Raw genomic sequence first — 16,875 nt, forward strand, 5'->3', positions numbered from 1 at the left:
GGATGGCCTTCAGGCTTGCCGCCGGCGCCGATGCCCAGCCGATGATCGAAGTCACGCTGGACGGCGCCCCATGCCAGGCGCGCGCCACCTGGACCGTCGCCGACCTGCTGCTCGCGGCGGGCGTCACACCGTACCGGCGCAGCGCCGTCTCCGGCGCGGCGCGCGCGCCCTTCTGCATGATGGGCAGCTGCTTCGACTGCCTCGTGACGATCGATGGCGTGCCTGACAGCCAGGGCTGCCTGCGCCGCCTCGCGCCCGGCATGCGCATCGAACGGCAGGCGGGACCGGCATGAGACGGCACGATGTCATCGTCATCGGCGCCGGGCCGGCGGGGCTGGCGGCGGCGGCGAGCGCCGCGAACCGCGGCCTCGATGTGCTGGTGCTGGACGAGCAGCCCGGGCCTGGCGGCCAGGTGCACCGGGCGGCGCTGTCCAGCCCTTTGCCATGGCTTGCGGCGAAGGCCGCGCCGGCGCGCGCCCTGCGCGACGAAGCCGAGGCGGCCGGGGCGCATTTCGTGCACGGCGCTTCCGTCTGGGCCGCTACCGCCGACTTCCGGATCGGCTGGGAGACGCCGGAAGGCCACGGCCAGGCATCGGCCGGCGCGATCGTGCTGGCCTGTGGCGCCTATGAACGACCATGGCCGTTTCCTGGCTGGACCTTGCCCGGCGTAATGGGCGCCGGCGCGGCGCAGGCGACCCTGAAGCAGGCGGGCCTCGGCGCGGATGGCGCGGTGCTGGCCGGGAGTGGCCCGCTGCTCCACCTGCTGGCCGCACAGTACCTGCGCGCCGGGTTCCGCCCCGCGGCGCTGCTGGACACGGCGCCGTCGGGCCGTTGGCGCGCCAGCCTGCGGCATTTGGGCAGGGCATTGCTGGCCGGTGGCGCGCCGTTGCTGGCCGAGGGCCTGGGTCTGCTGGCGGCGGCGTCGCGGCGCCGCGTGCCGTGGCTGCGAGGCGTCAGCGACCTGCGCGCCGAGGGCAACGGGCGGTTGGAATGGGTGCGGTTTCGCCATGGCGGCGGGGCGCGATCGCTGCCGGCGTCGCACCTCTTCGTGAATCAGGGGGTCGTGCCGCAGACCGGCCTGGCGGAGCTGTTGGGCTGCCCGATGCAATGGGACTCCGGTGATCAGGCCTGGCGACCGCAGGTGGATGAATGGGGCGCGAGCCCGCTGCCCGGCGTGTTCGTCGCGGGCGACGCGGCGGGCATTGGTGGTGCCGATGCTGCGGTGCCACGCGGCCGGCTGGCTGGCCTCGCGGTGGCCGCGCGGCTGGGGCGGGGCGACCCGCCGGCGGAGCCGACGCACCGGCTGCGCCGGCAGTTGCGCGCAGCGATGGCCGCGCGTCCCTTCCTGAATGCATGGTTCGCACCCATCGCCGAGGCACCGCCCGACGAGACGCTGTTGTGCCGCTGCGAGGAGGTCAGGCTGGCGGAATTGCGCGCCGCACTGCACGCACAGCCGCACCCGCCCAAGGATGCGAATGCGCTGAAGAGCCTGACGCGCTGCGGCATGGGCCGGTGCCAGGGGCGCGGCTGCGGCGCCGCGCTGGCGGCGGTGATGGCGCAGGTCGCGGCGGTCGGGCCTGACGACATCGTGCCGCTTCGCCGGCGGCTGCCATTGAAGCCGGTGCGGGCGAGTACGCTGATGGCCTGGCCATCATGAGCACGACGGCGGATGTCGCAATCGTGGGCGGCGGCATCCAGGGCTGCGCCACCGCTTTCTTCCTGGCGCGGATGGGTGTGCGCGCCGCGGTGCTGGAGAAGGACTATGTCGGCCGGCACGCCTCGGGCGTGAATGCGGGCGGCGTTCGCACGCTGGGCCGGCATATGGCGGAAGTGCCCCTGGCGCTGGCGTCACGCCGCCTGTGGGAAGAGTTGCCGGCGCTGCTGGAGGACGACCTCGGTTTCCAGGTCACCGGACAGTTGCGCGTGGCCGAGACGCCGGCCGAACTGCACGCCCTGCGCGCGCGCGTGCAGGCCCTCCATGAAGCGGGCTACCAGCATGAGACGCTGGTCGATGCCGCAGCCCTGCGCGAATTGGCGCCGGCCCTGGCGCCGCATTGCCTGGGCGCCATTCATGTGCCGACCGATGGCCATGCCGAGCCCTACCGCACGACGCGCGCATTCCGGCTGCGTGCGGAGGCGCTCGGGGCGCGCATCATGGAGGGCGTGGCGGTCATCGGCATGCGGCGGGCGGCGGGTTGCTGGCGTATCACGCTGGGCGACGGCCGCCGCCTCGAGGCGCCGATGGTCCTGAACTGCGCCGGTGCCTGGGCGGACCAGGTGGGCACGATGCTGGGCGATGCGCTGCCGATCGAGGCGAATGGCTCGATGCAGATGGTCTCGGCACGGATGCCGCGCTTCCTCGGGCCGGTGGTGGGTTTCGCCGGTCGTTCGCTCTCGGCCAAGCAATTCGCCAACGGCACCGTGGTGATGGGTGGCGGGCGGCGCAGCCCGGTGCTGCGCGACACCAACGAGAGCACGCTCGACCTCGGCGGCCTTGCCACGGCCATGCGCGATGCGGCGGCGGTGATCCCGCCGATGGCACAGGCCAGCATCGTCCGCTTCTGGTCGGGCATCGAGGGCTTCACCCCGGACCGCATCCCCATCATCGGGCCAGGCTCGCAGGAGGGCGTATTCCATGCCGCCGGGTTTTCCGCGCACGGGTTCCAACTGGGGCCGATCATCGGGCAGATCATGGCCGACAGCCTGACCGGACGCGGCAGCAACCTGCCGATCGCGCCCTTCGCGCTGGCGCGCTTCAGCGGCGCCGCAGCCGATGGGTGACAATGTCGGCGAACGCGACCGGCGCGCTTAGCGCGTGGCCTGCTGCCGGTTTGGTGGCCATGGGCTAAGGCGGATCACGTCTGAATGCTGCCGAGCAACTCGGAAGGTCCGGTGACGGCGGCGTCGATGGCGTGATCAATGAGGACGTCCTCGGCCTCGATCGGGTCTATGTCCCGGCCAAGCGGCACGCGCCTGGCAGCACCATCGGGCGCTGGAGAGCGATTTGCGGCCGTCTCCGCATCCGGCCAGTCAACAGGTCTGTCGCAAAAGCGCCAGGAAACCTGCCACTCAGCGGGGCGTCCGGTCAGGCGGAGAGCGCGGCTCGTATGGGAACTGGCGGACAGGGTGTCTTTAGAAGTCACGTTCGTCCCCACACGCGCAGCTTCGCTATACGCAAGGTTTTCCTTGCCTTTTGCCCGCCGGCCGTTCGAGACTCTCCGCCATGGTTCGCCACAAGCCAACCCCATTTGTGGGGACGACTGTGGGGACGAACGAGTATGGCGGAGGGTTTTCATGGGCAATCTGACAGCGAAGGACGTCGAGCACGCCAAGCCCGGCAGGCATAGCGACGGGGGCGGGCTGATACTCGACGTGAAGGACAGCGGCCGGGCCTATTGGACGCTGCGATACCAGCGCGACGGAAAGCGGCGCGATCTGGTGCTCGGCATTGCCGACCGTGGCGGCAAGGCGAAGGCGAAAGCCGGCGCTGATCCGAATGCCGGCGGTAAGGCAATCGGCACACGCCAAGTCCTGACGCTCGGGGCAGCGCGTGCAGCGGCGGCGGTTGAACGCGAACGGGCCAAGGACAGGGCCGCGCCTGATCCTGTGGACGCCCGGAAAGCCGAGCGCGCCGCGAAGGACACCCCCGCGCCGGACACGTCCGCTGCGCCGGAGGATCACACCTTCCGTGCCGTCGCGGAAGCGTTCCTCGCAACGAAGGCGAAGGGCTGGAAGGGCGGCGAGGAAAGCAAGCACGGCGCGCAATGGGCAACGACACTCGAAACCTACGCTTACCCGGTGATCGGCGCGAAGGACGTGGCGGACATCACCGATGAAGACGTTCGCCGCATCCTCGATCCCATCTGGCACACCATCCCCGAGACTGCCTCGCGCGTCCGCGGCCGAATGGAAAACGTGCTCGATGTGGCGCGGGCCAAGAAGTGGCGCCTAGGTGACAACCCCGCTGCATGGAAGCATCTAAAGGCGCTCGGCATGACCGCAGCGCGGAACGGGAAGGCGGCAGGGCACTTCCCGTCGCTGCCATGGCAACAGATGCCGGCCTTCGTCCATGCGCTGCGCCAGCGCGAAGGGGTATCTGCACAAGCGGTGCTCTTCGCGATCCTGACCGCAGCGCGATCCGGGGAAGTGCGCGGTATGCGCTGGTCCGAAGTGCGCACGATCCACGTGGACGAACTCGGCCGCGATTGCGTGGTGTGGCATGTGCCGGCGGATCGCATGAAGGCGAAGAAGACGCATCGTGTCGCGCTGTCCGCCGCCGCGCTCGTGCTCTTGGACGAAATGCGGAAGATCAGCGACGATCCGAAGGCCCTCGTATTCCCTGGCAAGCGCGAAAGCGCGGCGCTCTCGGATATGTCTCTGTCCATGCTGGCCCGCGGCATGTGCAGCGACGGCTTGAAGGAAGGCGAACCGCCGCGCTGGCGTGATCCGAACACCGATGAAGCGATTACTGTGCATGGGATGCGCAGCAGCTTCCGCGTTTGGGCCGCCGAGACTGAAAAGAGCGATGCCGCCGCCGAGGCAGCACTCGCACATACGATCCGCGACAAGGTGGTGGCTGCCTACAAGCGCACTGATTACCTCGCGCAGCGTGTCGCACTCATGGACGCATGGGCCGCGCATTGCATGGGCGCGCCGAGCGCAGCGACGGCGACCACGCGGCGGCAGGCGGCATGAAGATGGACGCAGCGTCGAGTGAACAACGGGATGCGGAAGTTCGCGCCCTGTGCGGCGCCTATGGCGAGCTTCTGGACAACCTCACGGCCGCGGCCCGTGACATGGAAGGCAGCGACAGGCTTGCCGCCGCGGCCCGCGCCTTGGCCGCTGTTGCGCGCTTCGTCCAGGGTGACAAAACCGCGTTCGCTGTCGGCGCGCATCTTCCCCTGATAGAACTGGTAAAGGCATTGCACGATCTGCGACACGGATCGCAGCCGGCGCTGTTCGCAGCGAAGCCTATAGTGGAGAACCGACCAGCCGACACGGTTTCTGCGCTCGTGCGGGGCCAATCCGCCGCCGCCATGATGATCCTTGAGGATGCAGGATTGGCGGCAGGCCGCGCCGCTGCATTCGTCGCCAGCGAACTCGCGCATCATCGGATCATGCAGCCGGACGGCAAGCGAACAGGGGAAGCGATTGCTGCCTCTCTGGTGCGGCGCTGGCGCGATGACGTGAAGCAGGGGAAGGCAAGCCGGCTTGTCGTTCAATCTGCCCATGCGGTCCTAGATGCCGAAGCGCGCCGTCAGGATGGCGAAGGACGCGGCGAGCCGGGTAAGCCGGCGACAATCGAACGCGCCGAGATGCGTGCAAAGGTGCTGATCGCATCGCTTGCCACGTGGTTCGCGCCTTCCCGTTAACCCCCGCTACCCACGGGAAGGCTTGCACGCAGAACTTCGCCGGCATCCGAAGCCGGTCGCCGCGATGCGGGGCCATCCATGGAGGTAGCCATGCACACCGCCCAATATGCGGCCCTCAAGGAACCGCTCACGCTCACGGTGAAGCAGACGCGCGGAACCCTGAACGTGGGCAACACGACCGTCTGGAAGCTGATCAAGGAAGGCAAGCTGACCGCGGTGAAGGTCGCCGGGCGGACGCTGATCACCTATGCCAGCGTCAAGGCCCTGGTGACGCCGCAGCACGCCGACGCTGCCTGAAAAGAAACGCCGGCCCGCTGCGAACGGGACCGGCGAGGTAGGCAGTAGTCTCTTCCGGAACAGAGATAGCGCGCCCTCGCCCCCGCTTCAACGCGCGGCTGGCCCTGCATGAAGGGGGCCTTGCCCGTGACCGACGATATCGAAACCGTGCGCGTGCTGCGCGCGAACCTTTGGCGGCAGGGGTTCCGGCCCGTCGCCGTGTGCAATCCTGACGATCCGGGGAACTCGCCTGGAAAGCGGCCGGTGGGCCGCGCGTGGCAGGAACGCGCGCGACAGGTTCCTCCCGAGGCCGCAGTCGTGCCGCCCGCGCCCGATGCGCTCAATACCGGCATCCTGTGCGACGGACTGCGCGCCATCGACATTGATTGCGACGATGCGGCGATAGCCGCCGCGATCCGCGCCGAAGCCGAGCGGCGGTTCGGCGGGACACTGACGCGCACAAGGTCGAGCAGCCCGCGCGTGCTCCTGCTGTATCGAGCCGACGAAGGCGAGCCGAGCAAGCGCATTCTGGACGGTGTGCGCGGCAAGGTGGAAGTGCTCGGCCACGGCAACCAGTTCGTGACATTCGGACGGCACGCCACGGGCGCCGTGCTGGAATGGGAACCACTCGGCCCGGACCTGTTGCCCACAACGGCACTTCCTTCCGTGTCGGAAGAGGCACTGACGGGCTTCCTCGCGGCCGTCGCGTCCCTGATCGGCGCTGATCCCGCAATGGCTGCGCCGCGAGCGCAGCGGGAGCGCGCAGAGAACGCCCGCGAGATGCTTGTTGAACCCGACACCCCCGGCGCAATCGAGGCAGCGCGCGAGCGAATTACCCGCACCCCTGGCGCCGTCCAGGGCACACAAAGCGATGCCGCTTACAAGCTAGCCTGTGCGGTGCGGGAGCTTGGCGTCAGTCTGCACACGACGTGGCAACTCATGGTCGAAGGATGGGCGGACCGATGCTCCCCGCCGATCATGCCGGACGATCTTCTACAGCGTGTCGAGAATGCCTTTGCGCACGCGCAGAACCCCGGCGGATCGAAGCACCCGACCGTCATGTATGCAGGCGTCCATGTTGACCCGCCGCCCCCTCCGCCTGCCGTGCCTCCGGCGCCCGAGATGCACAATCCTGCCACGACCGAGGAAGCCCTCGCACGGCGCTTCACCGAACAGGAAGGCGAACGGCTGCGATACGTCGCGGCCTGGAACAGATGGATGGTGTGGGATGGCACGTGCTGGCGTCGAGAGGATACGAAACTCGCCTTCGACATTGCACGCCGCATCTGCCGCACCGAGGCCGAGCACTGCCGGGACAGCGGGCAGGCGGCGGCGCTGTTGAAGTCCAGCACCGTCGCGGCCGTCGAGAGGTTTGCCCAGGCTGATCGCCAGCACGCCGCGACGGTCGATCAGTGGGATGCGGACCCGTGGTTGCTGAACACGCCTGCCGGCATCGTTGATCTGCGGACCGGAGATGTGGGGCCGCACGATCCCGCCGCCTGCATGACGAAGATCACGGCCGCTGCGCCTGCCGGCGAGTGCCCCACGTGGTTGCGGTTTCTCGACAGGATCACGGGCGGCGATGCCGAGCTACAGGGGTTTCTGGCGCGCATGGCGGGATATGCCCTCACAGGCAGCACGCGCGAGCACGCGCTGTTCTTCCTGTATGGCACGGGAGGCAACGGCAAGGGCGTGTTCCTCAACACGCTGTCCAATCTCTTCGGCGCCTACGCCAAAACTGCCCCTATCGAGACGTTCACCGCCAGCGCGACGGATCGGCATCCAACCGATATGGCGATGCTGCAAGGTGCGCGGCTGGTAGCTGCACAGGAAACCGAGGTTGATCGGCGATGGGCGGAAAGCCGCATCAAGGCCCTGACGGGCGGCGATCCGATCAGCGCGCGCTTCATGCGTCAGGACTTCTTCGAGTTCACACCACAGTTCAAACTGGTAATCGCCGGCAACCACAAGCCCGGATTGCGCGCCGTGGACGAAGCGATGCGGCGGCGGCTGCACATGATCCCCTTTGCCGTGACCATCCCGGCCGGGGAGCGCGATCAGGGGCTTTCTGACAGGCTGCGCGCCGAGTGGGGCGGCATCCTGGCATGGGCCATCGCGGGCTGCATGGAGTGGCAGCGGATCGGGCTTGCGCCGCCTGCCATCGTTCGAGAGGCGACAGACGCATACCTCGCGGCGGAGGATACGCTCGGCCTGTGGTTGGCGGAATGCTGCGCCGTGGCGCCGGACCGCTATGCGCTCACGTCCACGCTGTTCGGTTCGTGGTCCGAATGGGCCAAGCGGGCCGGTGTGGCGCCCGGCACGACGATGGCGTTCAGCCAAGCCCTGGACGGCCGCGGGTTCACGTGGAAGCGGCAGGGCGGGACCGGGAAATACGGGTATCAGGGCCTCGAAATCAGATTGCACGGGATGGCGGTCGAAACACCCCCGATCCCGGCGTCTTTCCAGTCCAAGGCATAGATGTGAGGACCGTGAGGGGGTCTCTATTATAGACGCTTCGCGCGTGTAGCGTCGATTATAAGGAAGTCCTCACACCCCTCACATTGGACAAATGTCTAATATCTACGTCTGTATGCTTGGACAGATTGTCCAATATGGATGATGGCGATCATGTTTGCACGCGAACGAATGAGCACGGCCAATATCTAGGCCGTTTGGACAATACGTCTCAAGTAATGTTGTGAGCCTCGATGCGCGAAGTCTCTGGACTTTACTTATTCAAACCCGTATATGGTGGGTCATGATCCGTTTTGGCTCCATATGTAGGCCCCGCGGCACGACACGTGCGCTGCGGCCTATCCCGCGCTGCCCGGCACCCCGGCAGCGGTGCTTCGCGTCTGCGCGCATGGCAGTCGGGCCTGATCTATGGCGCCCGTGGCAAGGCAGCGTGTCGTGACCGGCGCACCGCCCTTCACACCGCCGCCGCCGATCCCCGGCAGGCGTGGCCCTGGACGGCCGAGAGGATCGAAGAACCGGACCACGGTTGCGCGTGAACAAGCCCTTGCCGCCGCGATGGGCGCCGTCGAGTTCGGCGAGGTATCAGATAGCCTCGCGCTACTGCGCGCCGTCATGCGCTCGCCTGCCGTGCCCCTCGCCGAACGTCTCCGCTGCGCGCTCGCGCTGGCGCCGTTCGACGCGCCCAAGGTGGCGCCGCAGCAACCGACCAAGGAACCCGACGCCAACCTTGCGCAGCGGCTTAACGATGCCTTCCGGCGCTGCGGCAGGGGCGGAGCATCGGCGGCGCCGGCTGGCCTGACAGCCGAGCAACAGGCCGAGCTTGAGGCCCTATTGCGATGACCGGCGCCCGGCCTGTCCGCACCCCATTCTACGCGGTTCGGATGACGTCCCGTCCGCCAGTAGTGCGACAGAACGTCAACATTTTCAACGCTTCGCCGCGCGTGGGGCCGCCTGTCCCCACATTTTTTCCCCACGTTTTGAAATGGAGGCACCCATGACCGACGCAATCCAGGCTTCGGCCACCCGTCAACGGGAGGTCGCACATATCGCCGCGGCACACTTCCGGGACCAGCTTTTCGCCGCGCGCGCGAGGCTGGCGGAGGTCGGTATCGGTTCTGTCGAACGTCGCCGGGTTCGCGAGCGCATCGCGCAGCTTGAGGCGGACATCGCCGACGCGGAAGACGAAGTGAAGCGACTGACACCGGCGGTAGAGGCGGAGGTCCGGCAGGCGGAATACGACGGTGCCTTGCGGGACCACAACGCCGCGCTCGCCAACTGCGATGCTACGCTGGCCGCGCAGTCGCGCCAGCTAAATCGCGAGATTGATCGGCTGGTGATGAACGTCGGCATTCTGGCACGGAACTGCGCCGGCACCGCGGCCATGGCACGACTGAATGTCAGCCCTAACGCGGTCCATCAACCCGTGCCCCTGCCGGAGAGGTTCGTCTCCATCCTGATCGGCAGGCTTTGCGCCGCCGGACATCTCGACGCGGATACGATGATGCCGAGCCGCTACGCCATGTCTGAACTCTCGCCTTTGGAGATGATCGCCAAGGACAGCCCGGAGGCAGCGGTCGCCGAGCTTCAACAGGCCATTGCGTCCAATCCGCCGCGCAGCCCTGCGGCGCTGGCGCGGGAGGCTGCCCAGCGTGATGCCCAGCGCAAGCAGCGTGAGGCCGAGCTACGGAAGCCCCTGCCGAAGTTGCCTGCCCCCGCGCCCATGCGCTTCGGCGCCGGCCGGTAGGTGCTGCGCGGCGCGCCATGCCGTCAGGCGCGCCCTGTCGCGGAGGCCCCGCCCGTCCGGAACCGGGCGGGGCTGCGCGCGGTGCAATCCAATCTTCGGAGGATCAACCCATGTCCAACTACCATCGCCAGCGCGTGCCACAGGATAACGTGGCGCAGATGTTCGACCGGATGCAGCCGCGCACCCAGGATGCCGCCCGGCACTTCCTGCTTGACGGCATCATGCAGCTATTCGAGGCGGTATCCGCAATGCGCGTGAAGGTGGACGCCATGCCGCACGTGCGCCTGTCGGACATCGGCGCGGCATCCGCGGCGCGGGAAGCCTACGCTGCGATCAGCGCCGCAGTGCGCGACTACAACGCTATGTGCCAGCGGGCCGCGGATTACCGGCGCACGCCCGGCCTTCCTGCCGACTGGTCCCGATGGGCCGATCATCGGCTTCGCGAAGCCCATGGGCACATCATGGATGCACAAGCACGGTGCGCGCGTGTCGCTGGTCTTCCGAGCCTGCCGCCCGGCCCGCCGAGCCTCATGGACACGTGCGCCACTCCGGCGCGCCAGCACGCTCCGGCGGCATCTGTTCAAGGCGACGTCCTGTCCATGGCGAGTATGCTTCGATGATGGGCGCCATGCACGATACGCCCGCGCCGGTCACGCGCGAGCCGAGCCGGTCGGGACGCGGCGGCGCATTCATTGGGTGGCGGATTCGCCTGTATCTGCACCGCCACGGGCTGCTTGACGTGATGCGCCTGCCCGATCCCGGACCGAACACCGCCCGCGCGCTGCAACGCGCGATAGCAGCCAATGCCCCGGCCGAACTGCCGAAGGGGCAGCCGCGCCCTGGACGGCCACGCGGAAGGCCGCGCAAGTCTCACACGATAGAGGGGCAACCCCATGTCCGATGACTTCGCCGCTGCGGCCTCCCGCATGTATCCGACGCATGGCCCGGCGCCCGCGCCCGCGCCGTCCGCTACACCGGCCGGAGAGGCACGCCAGCCCGCCGCCGCCGAGCCTGCCGCCAGCCCCGCCCCGGACGGTGCGCAGCCTGCCACGCCGCGCGAGCCGTGGTCACGATGGGGCGAGCAACCCCCGGCCCTGCCTACGCAGCCCGATGGAGTGCCGCCAGAGCCGCCGGCAATCGAGGGGGCGGCACGTCTCTACGCTGCGCCGATCCGCGCCGAGGAAGTTCAGCGCATCATGGATGTCCCGGCCGATGAAGCCGAAGCGGACGCCATGGGGTTCCGCGTGGACGATGCAGCCCGGACAGAACGTCGCGAAGCAGCCGGCGCGATGGCGGAGGCGCAGCTATCGAGCGCCGAAGCAGCGGCGGCTTGGGCATGGGGGCAGCGTGCGGCGCATCCGAGCTACCAGCCGCCGACGCGCGAAGCTGGCGAGGCCGCGTTGCGCAAGGCATGGGGGGCGGACTACGCCAAGAACCTCGCCACTGCACAGGCGTTCATGCGCCCGCTGTATGAGCGCAGCCCGGCTATCAAGGCGCACGTGCTCGGCACGGGGCTGGCGAACGATCCCGGCTACGTCATGGCGGTGTTCCGTGCTGCCCAGCGTCGAGCACGGTAGCCGCCCGGCTCGGCTTGCTTTGCCGGTTCGGCTCGCGCCGTGCCGCCGTGCTCGGCCGGGCTCGACCCCCACCCCCGGCCTTCACGCGGCAGGGCGGGGGTGGGGGGCCGCCGACACCGCCCCCGCCAAACCAGCCCACCCCACTCGCACAAATTGCACACCTTCCACGCCCATTCCCTGCCCCACCACGACACCACGTCCATCATGAACAAAGCGCTCGAAACGTCCGACGCGCCGCCGGCATCGCAACGCCTGGTTGGACAAAATTGCAGCGTGCGCGGGGTGCATATTCTGCACGACGATCCCGAGATGCAGGCGGCCCGGCGCCCATGGTGCCCGGCGCGTGCGCTGGCGCGTGACCGGCGGCGGATCGCGGTGCATGAGGCGGGGCACTACGTCATCGCCAGTCATCTCGGGTTCCGCCACGTCTTCGCAGTGATCTGGCAAGGCGAGGATGCGCCGCACCCGGCGCGGGACATCTGGCGCGGCATGTGCAGCCGTCTCCGCGTTGACCGGCATGGGCGGCCCGTGGAAGACGGCATTATGCTTGGTTGCGCCGGCTTGGTGGCGGAAGTGGCGTGGTGCGAGATGGCGAAGGGCGGCGCGCTCCGCCGCATTGCCGAATATCTGCGCGAGCCGGACAGCATGTCGCGGTCCGATTGGACAACGTGCCACGCGCCGCCCGGTGATCCGGCTCCGGCATTGATCCAAGCCGCCGAGCACGTCGCCGCGCTGCTGACGCCACGGGGCGGCACTCTATGGCCCGAACTGCGCGGCGTGGCGCGGGTGCTCATGCGGCAAGGCTTCATCGCGTCCAGTGCCCTTGCGCACATGCACTACCTTTGCTGGCACAGGCCCCACGTGGGGAGTGCGGCAGCGCCGGGCCTCGCCGAAGTCTCGGGGGCTATCGACGCGATGAAGGTGGCGACAGACGCCCGGCCCTAGATGCCAAGGCTACGCTGCCCATGGATCATGGAAGGCAGCCCAAGCGACGCGCTTCGCGGACGGTGAACGGGCCAAGGCCACAAACGCCCATGATCTGCATCTCTATGCGCATTGCGACCGAGGAAATGATCGGATCGAACGGCATCATCTCCCCGAAGCTCATGGTGCAGGCGGCAGGGGAGCGGGTGCGGAACGCCACATCGTCACACCGCGCGCGATCTGCGGATTGCTGCCGCAGCGATGCACGGTGCTGTTCCAGGGCAGCGGCATACTCCGCCGCGTATTCGGCGCGAGCCTGTGCATCGAAGCGGCGCAAGTCTTCGTCGCTCAAGCGCGATACAGCGAATGCACGCATGGTGTTGTAGTCTGCGCGCGGCGAGTTGCCTGCGAGAACGAAGAGACCGATCACCACCACGCCGGCCGCTGCCAATCCGAAAGCTACAGCCCGCCCCGAAACCATGCGCCCGCCGCTCCGCGTCATTCTAAAGCAAAGTGGCGGGCATCACGCGACCGCCGCTGCCTGTTCTACCTCTTCGCCATATACCGCAACCTCGAACTCGGCGGCGGCCCTTGAGCGAAGGCCCGCCGCGTCGCGGCGCATCTCGGCGGCTTTCGTGCGTGCCGCATTAAGCGCCGACACAAGGTCACGCTGCACGGAAAGCGGAGGAAGCGGAAAGGTCAATGACATGAGCGCAGGCTTCGATACGTTCTTCATCATGCCGGACTCAGTCGAGAACTCTGCCTCGATCTGCGCGCGCACGGAGCGAAGGCGAAGCACACTCACGACGAACTGCGGAAAGATCGGCGAAGGCTCTCGAAACACGACACGGAAAATCTTATCGCAAACCATGAGTTTGTCGCGTGTGACATCAACATACGCCGCAGCACCAACGAGGCGTGCGTCTCCGCTGGCGCGTGCGATGAGGACGTCGCCTGCACGAGTTTCAAGAGCGGGCCGAGGCGCAAGCGCACTCGGCAATGCCTTGTTGGCTGCATCTCGATAGATACCAGAAGAAACAGCGCTCACCTTCAAAACGCCCCACTCGGCCGGCGAAGCGGGGTGTTCGTGGCACCTGGGGCTCCAGCCATTGGCCAAGTCGCGCACAACGTCGCCGAGCTTAACGAGCGGGTGAGCAACCGTAGCGGCGCCATCAACCGAACGCCGTAGGATCGCTTCATGGCTCCATCGGTCCAAGTCTTTGAAGTGTGCGACGAAGACGCGACGATCCGGAAGCGCGGGAGGCGGCCCGTAGCCTAAAGCCGCCTCGAATGCTGCCATTGCGTCAGCTTCCATTTTGTCAGCATCGGCGGCGAGCAAAGAGGCGTCGGCAAGCAGCCCGTCGAATGCGTTCACCATGCGCTGCTGTTCGGCAATCGCCGGCAACGGCACACGAAGATCAAGAAAGGCTTCGGGCGTGATCCGCTTCCGCCCGCTTGTCCCGGTCGCCTTTGCGCGCAGCGCGTCGAGGAAGTGGCCCGTCCTCAGAACACGCTGCACAAAACGACCGTCGAGCACGTCCGGATCGGGGACGAAGACGGGAAACTCCGGGGTCACAACGGCTTTCGTGATCGTCTCGGGAACAACGCCGATGGCGCCGCTACGGGCATCAATCTTCGAAAACACCACGTCACCCGGATAGGCGGCGAACATGCTGCCCTTGTAGGACGCTTCACGATCCCGAACAGAAATGCCGCCGTTAAGGTGCACAGTGATCGGCGAGCAATCCGCGTATCCGGCCGCGCCGAGCACCGGCTCTCGACGTGGCGACATGATGTCGCGCAGCGGCATCGTGGAATGGTGCGACGCGCGCGCCGCGGTCGCCTCAGGCGCGATCCATGGTTCCAAGTCCCTCCACTGCCGGATCAGGCAGCGAAGGGCAGGGGAAAATCCGGCGCATCCTCCGGCGTGGCACCGGCTGCAAGCCATGCCTCGAATGCACGATAGGCGGCGAGCACATTTGCCAATTCGTTCGGCACCGTCTCGCCCGTCTCCCCCGACGATGTGATGCCGACAGAACGCGGCGCAGCAACGAAGACAGGGTAATCGAAGGCTTCGCGCACGGCGGTCCACACGGCCGCATTGTGGGCATCATCAATGGCGCGGATGGCGGCGCGGAGTTCGGTGAACAAGGCATCGGACTTCGCCACCACATCGGCCGTGCACGCGGCCGTGTAGTCCCGCTTAAGCGACGTCGCCTGCTTCGCATTCTTCGGATCGGCGGCGCCCTGCCACCGCGGCTTCGTCAGGCGTGTTGCACCGATACCGCGCGGGTAGTCTGGTGCGGCGCCCGCCTGCCACACAGGCATAGTGCGATCAATGCCGAGCGCGGCAAGTTCGGCGAGGATGCGCGCCGCGTCGGCATCGTCGCCTGAGATGATGCGCCGGCCTAGCTTGGCGCACACCTTGTCGCGTTCGGCGTTGAAGCTGGCGTCGTGCTTGGCGTGCGCTGCTGTCCAGGCGTCTTCCCAAGCCGCCTGATCTTCGGCGGTGAACTTGGCGAGGAACAGAAGAGACGCCTTTACCGTCGCGTCCGCCGAGCGAAACGTCTCTTCGGGCAGGCTCACCACGGCACGAATGCGGGCCTTGCCTTCCGTCCAGCGCCGCAACCACGCGAGGGACGGATTGTTGAGGTTGCCATCGGGCAGCACGATGCCCATGCGCCCGCCAGGGGACAGCAGGTCTAGGCAGCGTTCAACAAAGACGATCTCGGTTGCGCGGTTCGCTTTGCCCCGGCCGATCTCGAATAGGTCAAGGATGTTCGTGTTGTTCGTCGCGGCCGTCTTCACCCGCGCATGGCTTGCTTCCCAATCTGCGCCGTAGCGCGCGAGGGAGCGCGCGCGATATGCCGCATCGTCTGGCACGCGCGTCTCTTCACTGCCGCCGACTTTTTGATCATTGCCGACATTCGAGCCGAAGGGCGGGTTCGTGATGACGATATCGAACCGCTCGCCGAAGATGCCGTTTATGTCCACAAGGCCATCGTGGTAGTGAATGCCGCCGTGCCCGTCGCCGTGCATGATCATGTTCATCTTCGCCGTGCGCGCTGCGCGCGGTTCGGCATCGCAGCCGAAGATACAGTTCCAGGCGAGGCGGCCGAGCCGCGTGTCAACGGGCTGGTTTTCGTCGGTAGAGGGAAGCAATTCTTCGTTGAGCTTGAGGAAGGCGGCTTCGATCCGCTCGGCCTCTTCGTCCGGCGGCAGGCCAAGAGCTTCGATTTCAGCGCGGGCCTTGTCCTTCTGCGCCTGGATGGATGCGACGATTTCGGCGCGGACATGTTCGAAGGTGCGGATCAGGAAGCCCCCTGAACCGGCGGCAGGATCGCAGATGAGTTCGCCCTCGCGCGGCGCCAGCGCGTCCACCATGAAGTTCACCACGGGCCGCGGGGTGAAAAACTGTCCAAGCTCGCCACGGAAGGTGTTGCCAAGGAAGCGTTCGAAGGCGAGGCCCTTGATATCGTCACTCGTCTTCGAAAGGTCGAACCGCTCAAGCTTTTTCACGATGCGACGGAAGGTCTCTTCGGAAATCTCAAGCCGATCCGTCTCGGCGAAGAGGTCATCGGCGCGGTAGTAGGCGCGCGTTTGCTCAAACAGCCCTTCATGCACGGGTGCATCGGTCGGAAGCCGAGTGCTTGCGCGACGGTCAATGAAGTCAACCGTGAACGTGCCATGTGAGCCGGAGCGTTCGACATACATTTTGACGAAGAGGATTTTCGAGATGGTGTCGAAGGCGCGGCCGGGGTCCATCTTGTGCACGTCGCGCAAGATGCTGTGGCATTCAAACAGTAGGTCTTGAAACTCTTTCCGGTTGAAGGCGCGGAGTTGGCTCCGGATTTGCTCAAGCCGCTTGGCATCGCCCCAATCAGCCGCTTTGGGGATTTCGTTGATCTGGACAAAATCGCCCGGCGCGCCCGGCACGAGCTTGAAGACGGCAGTGAAGCGGCGGTTGTGTGCGACAAAGAACTCGCACCCTGCCGAGCGCGTGTAGCTCTCGCCCTGAAAATAGTCAGGAAGCGCGATGTCCACACTTTCAGACTTGCACTCGATGACAAGGACCGGCGTGAGGTTTTTGGCTTTCTTGTCGGCGCTTTCCCAGATGACGATATCAGCGCGGGGGCTTTTGTGGCCAGCCTGTATCCGGCGCTCTTGGTCCATCTGCGCGAGGGAGTAGCCGTAGTTTTCGATCAGTTGTCGGACGAAGTGTTGCCTGACGATTTCCTCAGGCTTTCCCGTCGCGGATCGCCACTCGCCCTTGAGCGGTATCCACACCCAATCCCCTTCGCGGTGCAGCGCGTCCGCCTCGGTCGGGAAGGGCGTGGTGGGTGCCTTCGGCTTCTTGGCGTGCGCCTTCGTCATGCGGCTGTCTCCGTGCTGAGTGTAGTGCCGCGAGTGGGGGCGCCCGCCTGCATCCAGGCACAATGATGCAACGAGACTGCCAAGAGGGACACCCTGGACAGGGTGCTAAGACAGTCTGTCGATGTTGCTCCGC

General features: G+C 66.9%; 16 protein-coding genes. 13 read left to right on the top strand and 3 right to left on the bottom strand.

Annotation, left to right across the window (positions count from 1 at the left end):
- The first annotated feature begins 2 nt into the window (after nucleotides 1-2).
- The 13 genes from LQ222_RS04900 (at nucleotide 3) to LQ222_RS04965 (ending at nucleotide 12,389) form a co-directional block, all read left to right on the top strand.
- Nucleotides 3-293, top strand: coding sequence for a (2Fe-2S)-binding protein (locus LQ222_RS04900; RefSeq protein WP_230164876.1), 291 nt, complete (start codon nucleotides 3-5; stop codon nucleotides 291-293).
- A complete protein-coding gene (locus LQ222_RS26185; protein WP_256443995.1) occupies nucleotides 290-1,657 on the top strand; it encodes an NAD(P)/FAD-dependent oxidoreductase in 1,368 nt (455 codons plus the stop codon). The genes LQ222_RS04900 and LQ222_RS26185 overlap by 4 nt, the downstream gene beginning before the upstream one ends.
- Nucleotides 1,654-2,781 (top strand): FAD-binding oxidoreductase, encoded by a 1,128-nt coding sequence (locus LQ222_RS04915; protein WP_230164878.1) that lies wholly within the window; start codon nucleotides 1,654-1,656, stop codon nucleotides 2,779-2,781. Before LQ222_RS26185 ends, LQ222_RS04915 begins: the two co-directional genes overlap by 4 nt.
- 80 nt (nucleotides 2,782-2,861) lie before the next feature.
- Complete coding sequence (locus LQ222_RS04920; RefSeq protein ID WP_256444003.1) at nucleotides 2,862-3,347, top strand: restriction endonuclease; 486 nt, start codon at nucleotides 2,862-2,864, stop codon at nucleotides 3,345-3,347.
- Nucleotides 3,295-4,695, top strand: a complete 1,401-nt coding sequence (locus LQ222_RS04925) for a phage integrase central domain-containing protein (RefSeq protein ID WP_230164880.1) — start codon at nucleotides 3,295-3,297, stop codon at nucleotides 4,693-4,695. Before LQ222_RS04920 ends, LQ222_RS04925 begins: the two co-directional genes overlap by 53 nt.
- Nucleotides 4,692-5,372 carry a hypothetical protein gene (locus LQ222_RS04930; RefSeq protein WP_230164881.1) on the top strand — a complete coding sequence of 227 codons (681 nt, stop codon included), beginning with the start codon at nucleotides 4,692-4,694 and terminating at the stop codon, nucleotides 5,370-5,372. The genes LQ222_RS04925 and LQ222_RS04930 overlap by 4 nt, the downstream gene beginning before the upstream one ends.
- 90 nt (nucleotides 5,373-5,462) lie before the next feature.
- Complete coding sequence (locus LQ222_RS04935) at nucleotides 5,463-5,669, top strand: excisionase family DNA-binding protein (RefSeq protein WP_230164882.1); 207 nt, start codon at nucleotides 5,463-5,465, stop codon at nucleotides 5,667-5,669.
- Between the two features lie 126 nt (nucleotides 5,670-5,795).
- Nucleotides 5,796-8,126 (top strand): phage/plasmid primase, P4 family, encoded by a 2,331-nt coding sequence (locus tag LQ222_RS04940; RefSeq protein WP_230164883.1) that lies wholly within the window; start codon nucleotides 5,796-5,798, stop codon nucleotides 8,124-8,126.
- A 432-nt stretch (nucleotides 8,127-8,558) separates the two neighbouring features.
- Entirely contained in the window at nucleotides 8,559-8,963 is a 405-nt protein-coding gene (locus LQ222_RS04945; protein ID WP_230164884.1) for a hypothetical protein, read from the top strand.
- Nucleotides 8,964-9,117: 154 nt separating this feature from the next.
- A complete protein-coding gene (locus LQ222_RS04950; protein WP_230164886.1) occupies nucleotides 9,118-9,867 on the top strand; it encodes a hypothetical protein in 750 nt (249 codons plus the stop codon).
- Between the two features lie 110 nt (nucleotides 9,868-9,977).
- Nucleotides 9,978-10,487, top strand: coding sequence for a hypothetical protein (locus LQ222_RS04955; RefSeq protein ID WP_230164887.1), 510 nt, complete (start codon nucleotides 9,978-9,980; stop codon nucleotides 10,485-10,487).
- 273 nt (nucleotides 10,488-10,760) lie between these two features.
- Nucleotides 10,761-11,444 (top strand): hypothetical protein, encoded by a 684-nt coding sequence (locus LQ222_RS04960; RefSeq protein WP_230164888.1) that lies wholly within the window; start codon nucleotides 10,761-10,763, stop codon nucleotides 11,442-11,444.
- Between the two features lie 204 nt (nucleotides 11,445-11,648).
- Nucleotides 11,649-12,389 carry a hypothetical protein gene (locus LQ222_RS04965; protein WP_230164889.1) on the top strand — a complete coding sequence of 247 codons (741 nt, stop codon included), beginning with the start codon at nucleotides 11,649-11,651 and terminating at the stop codon, nucleotides 12,387-12,389.
- Nucleotides 12,390-12,414: 25 nt separating this feature from the next.
- On the opposite strand, the gene LQ222_RS04970 is transcribed toward LQ222_RS04965, so the two are convergent.
- The 3 genes from LQ222_RS04970 to LQ222_RS04980 all read right to left on the bottom strand — a co-directional run bounded on the left by LQ222_RS04970 (nucleotide 12,415) and on the right by LQ222_RS04980 (nucleotide 16,742).
- The gene (locus LQ222_RS04970; RefSeq protein WP_230164890.1) at nucleotides 12,415-12,849 is read right to left on the bottom strand and encodes a hypothetical protein; all 435 of its coding nucleotides are present in this window, start codon (nucleotides 12,847-12,849) and stop codon (nucleotides 12,415-12,417) included.
- A gap of 42 nt (nucleotides 12,850-12,891) precedes the next feature.
- Entirely contained in the window at nucleotides 12,892-14,178 is a 1,287-nt protein-coding gene (locus LQ222_RS04975) for a hypothetical protein (protein ID WP_230164891.1), read from the bottom strand.
- 74 nt (nucleotides 14,179-14,252) lie between these two features.
- Nucleotides 14,253-16,742: an N-6 DNA methylase gene (locus LQ222_RS04980; protein ID WP_230164892.1), complete on the bottom strand. Its 2,490-nt coding sequence runs from the start codon at nucleotides 16,740-16,742 to the stop codon at nucleotides 14,253-14,255.
- Between the last annotated feature and the right edge of the window lie 133 nt (nucleotides 16,743-16,875).

It is taken from the genome of Roseomonas sp. CECT 9278 (assembly GCF_918698155.1).
GTDB lineage: Bacteria > Pseudomonadota > Alphaproteobacteria > Acetobacterales > Acetobacteraceae > Neoroseomonas.

What these genes read in the sequence shown, in the direction of transcription:
- LQ222_RS04900 (WP_230164876.1), top strand. Translation starts at nt 3, where the DNA reads ATGGCCTTCAGGCTTGCCGCCGGCGCCGATGCCCAGCCGATGATCGAA.
- LQ222_RS26185 (WP_256443995.1), top strand. Translation starts at nt 290, where the DNA reads ATGAGACGGCACGATGTCATCGTCATCGGCGCCGGGCCGGCGGGGCTG.
- LQ222_RS04915 (WP_230164878.1), top strand. Translation starts at nt 1,654, where the DNA reads ATGAGCACGACGGCGGATGTCGCAATCGTGGGCGGCGGCATCCAGGGC.
- LQ222_RS04925 (WP_230164880.1), top strand. Translation starts at nt 3,295, where the DNA reads ATGGGCAATCTGACAGCGAAGGACGTCGAGCACGCCAAGCCCGGCAGG.
- LQ222_RS04930 (WP_230164881.1), top strand. Translation starts at nt 4,692, where the DNA reads ATGAAGATGGACGCAGCGTCGAGTGAACAACGGGATGCGGAAGTTCGC.
- LQ222_RS04935 (WP_230164882.1), top strand. Translation starts at nt 5,463, where the DNA reads ATGCACACCGCCCAATATGCGGCCCTCAAGGAACCGCTCACGCTCACG.
- LQ222_RS04950 (WP_230164886.1), top strand. Translation starts at nt 9,118, where the DNA reads ATGACCGACGCAATCCAGGCTTCGGCCACCCGTCAACGGGAGGTCGCA.
- LQ222_RS04955 (WP_230164887.1), top strand. Translation starts at nt 9,978, where the DNA reads ATGTCCAACTACCATCGCCAGCGCGTGCCACAGGATAACGTGGCGCAG.
- LQ222_RS04960 (WP_230164888.1), top strand. Translation starts at nt 10,761, where the DNA reads ATGTCCGATGACTTCGCCGCTGCGGCCTCCCGCATGTATCCGACGCAT.
- LQ222_RS04965 (WP_230164889.1), top strand. Translation starts at nt 11,649, where the DNA reads ATGAACAAAGCGCTCGAAACGTCCGACGCGCCGCCGGCATCGCAACGC.
- LQ222_RS04970 (WP_230164890.1), bottom strand. Translation starts at nt 12,849, where the DNA reads ATGGTTTCGGGGCGGGCTGTAGCTTTCGGATTGGCAGCGGCCGGCGTG.
- LQ222_RS04975 (WP_230164891.1), bottom strand. Translation starts at nt 14,178, where the DNA reads ATGCCGCTGCGCGACATCATGTCGCCACGTCGAGAGCCGGTGCTCGGC.
- LQ222_RS04980 (WP_230164892.1), bottom strand. Translation starts at nt 16,742, where the DNA reads ATGACGAAGGCGCACGCCAAGAAGCCGAAGGCACCCACCACGCCCTTC.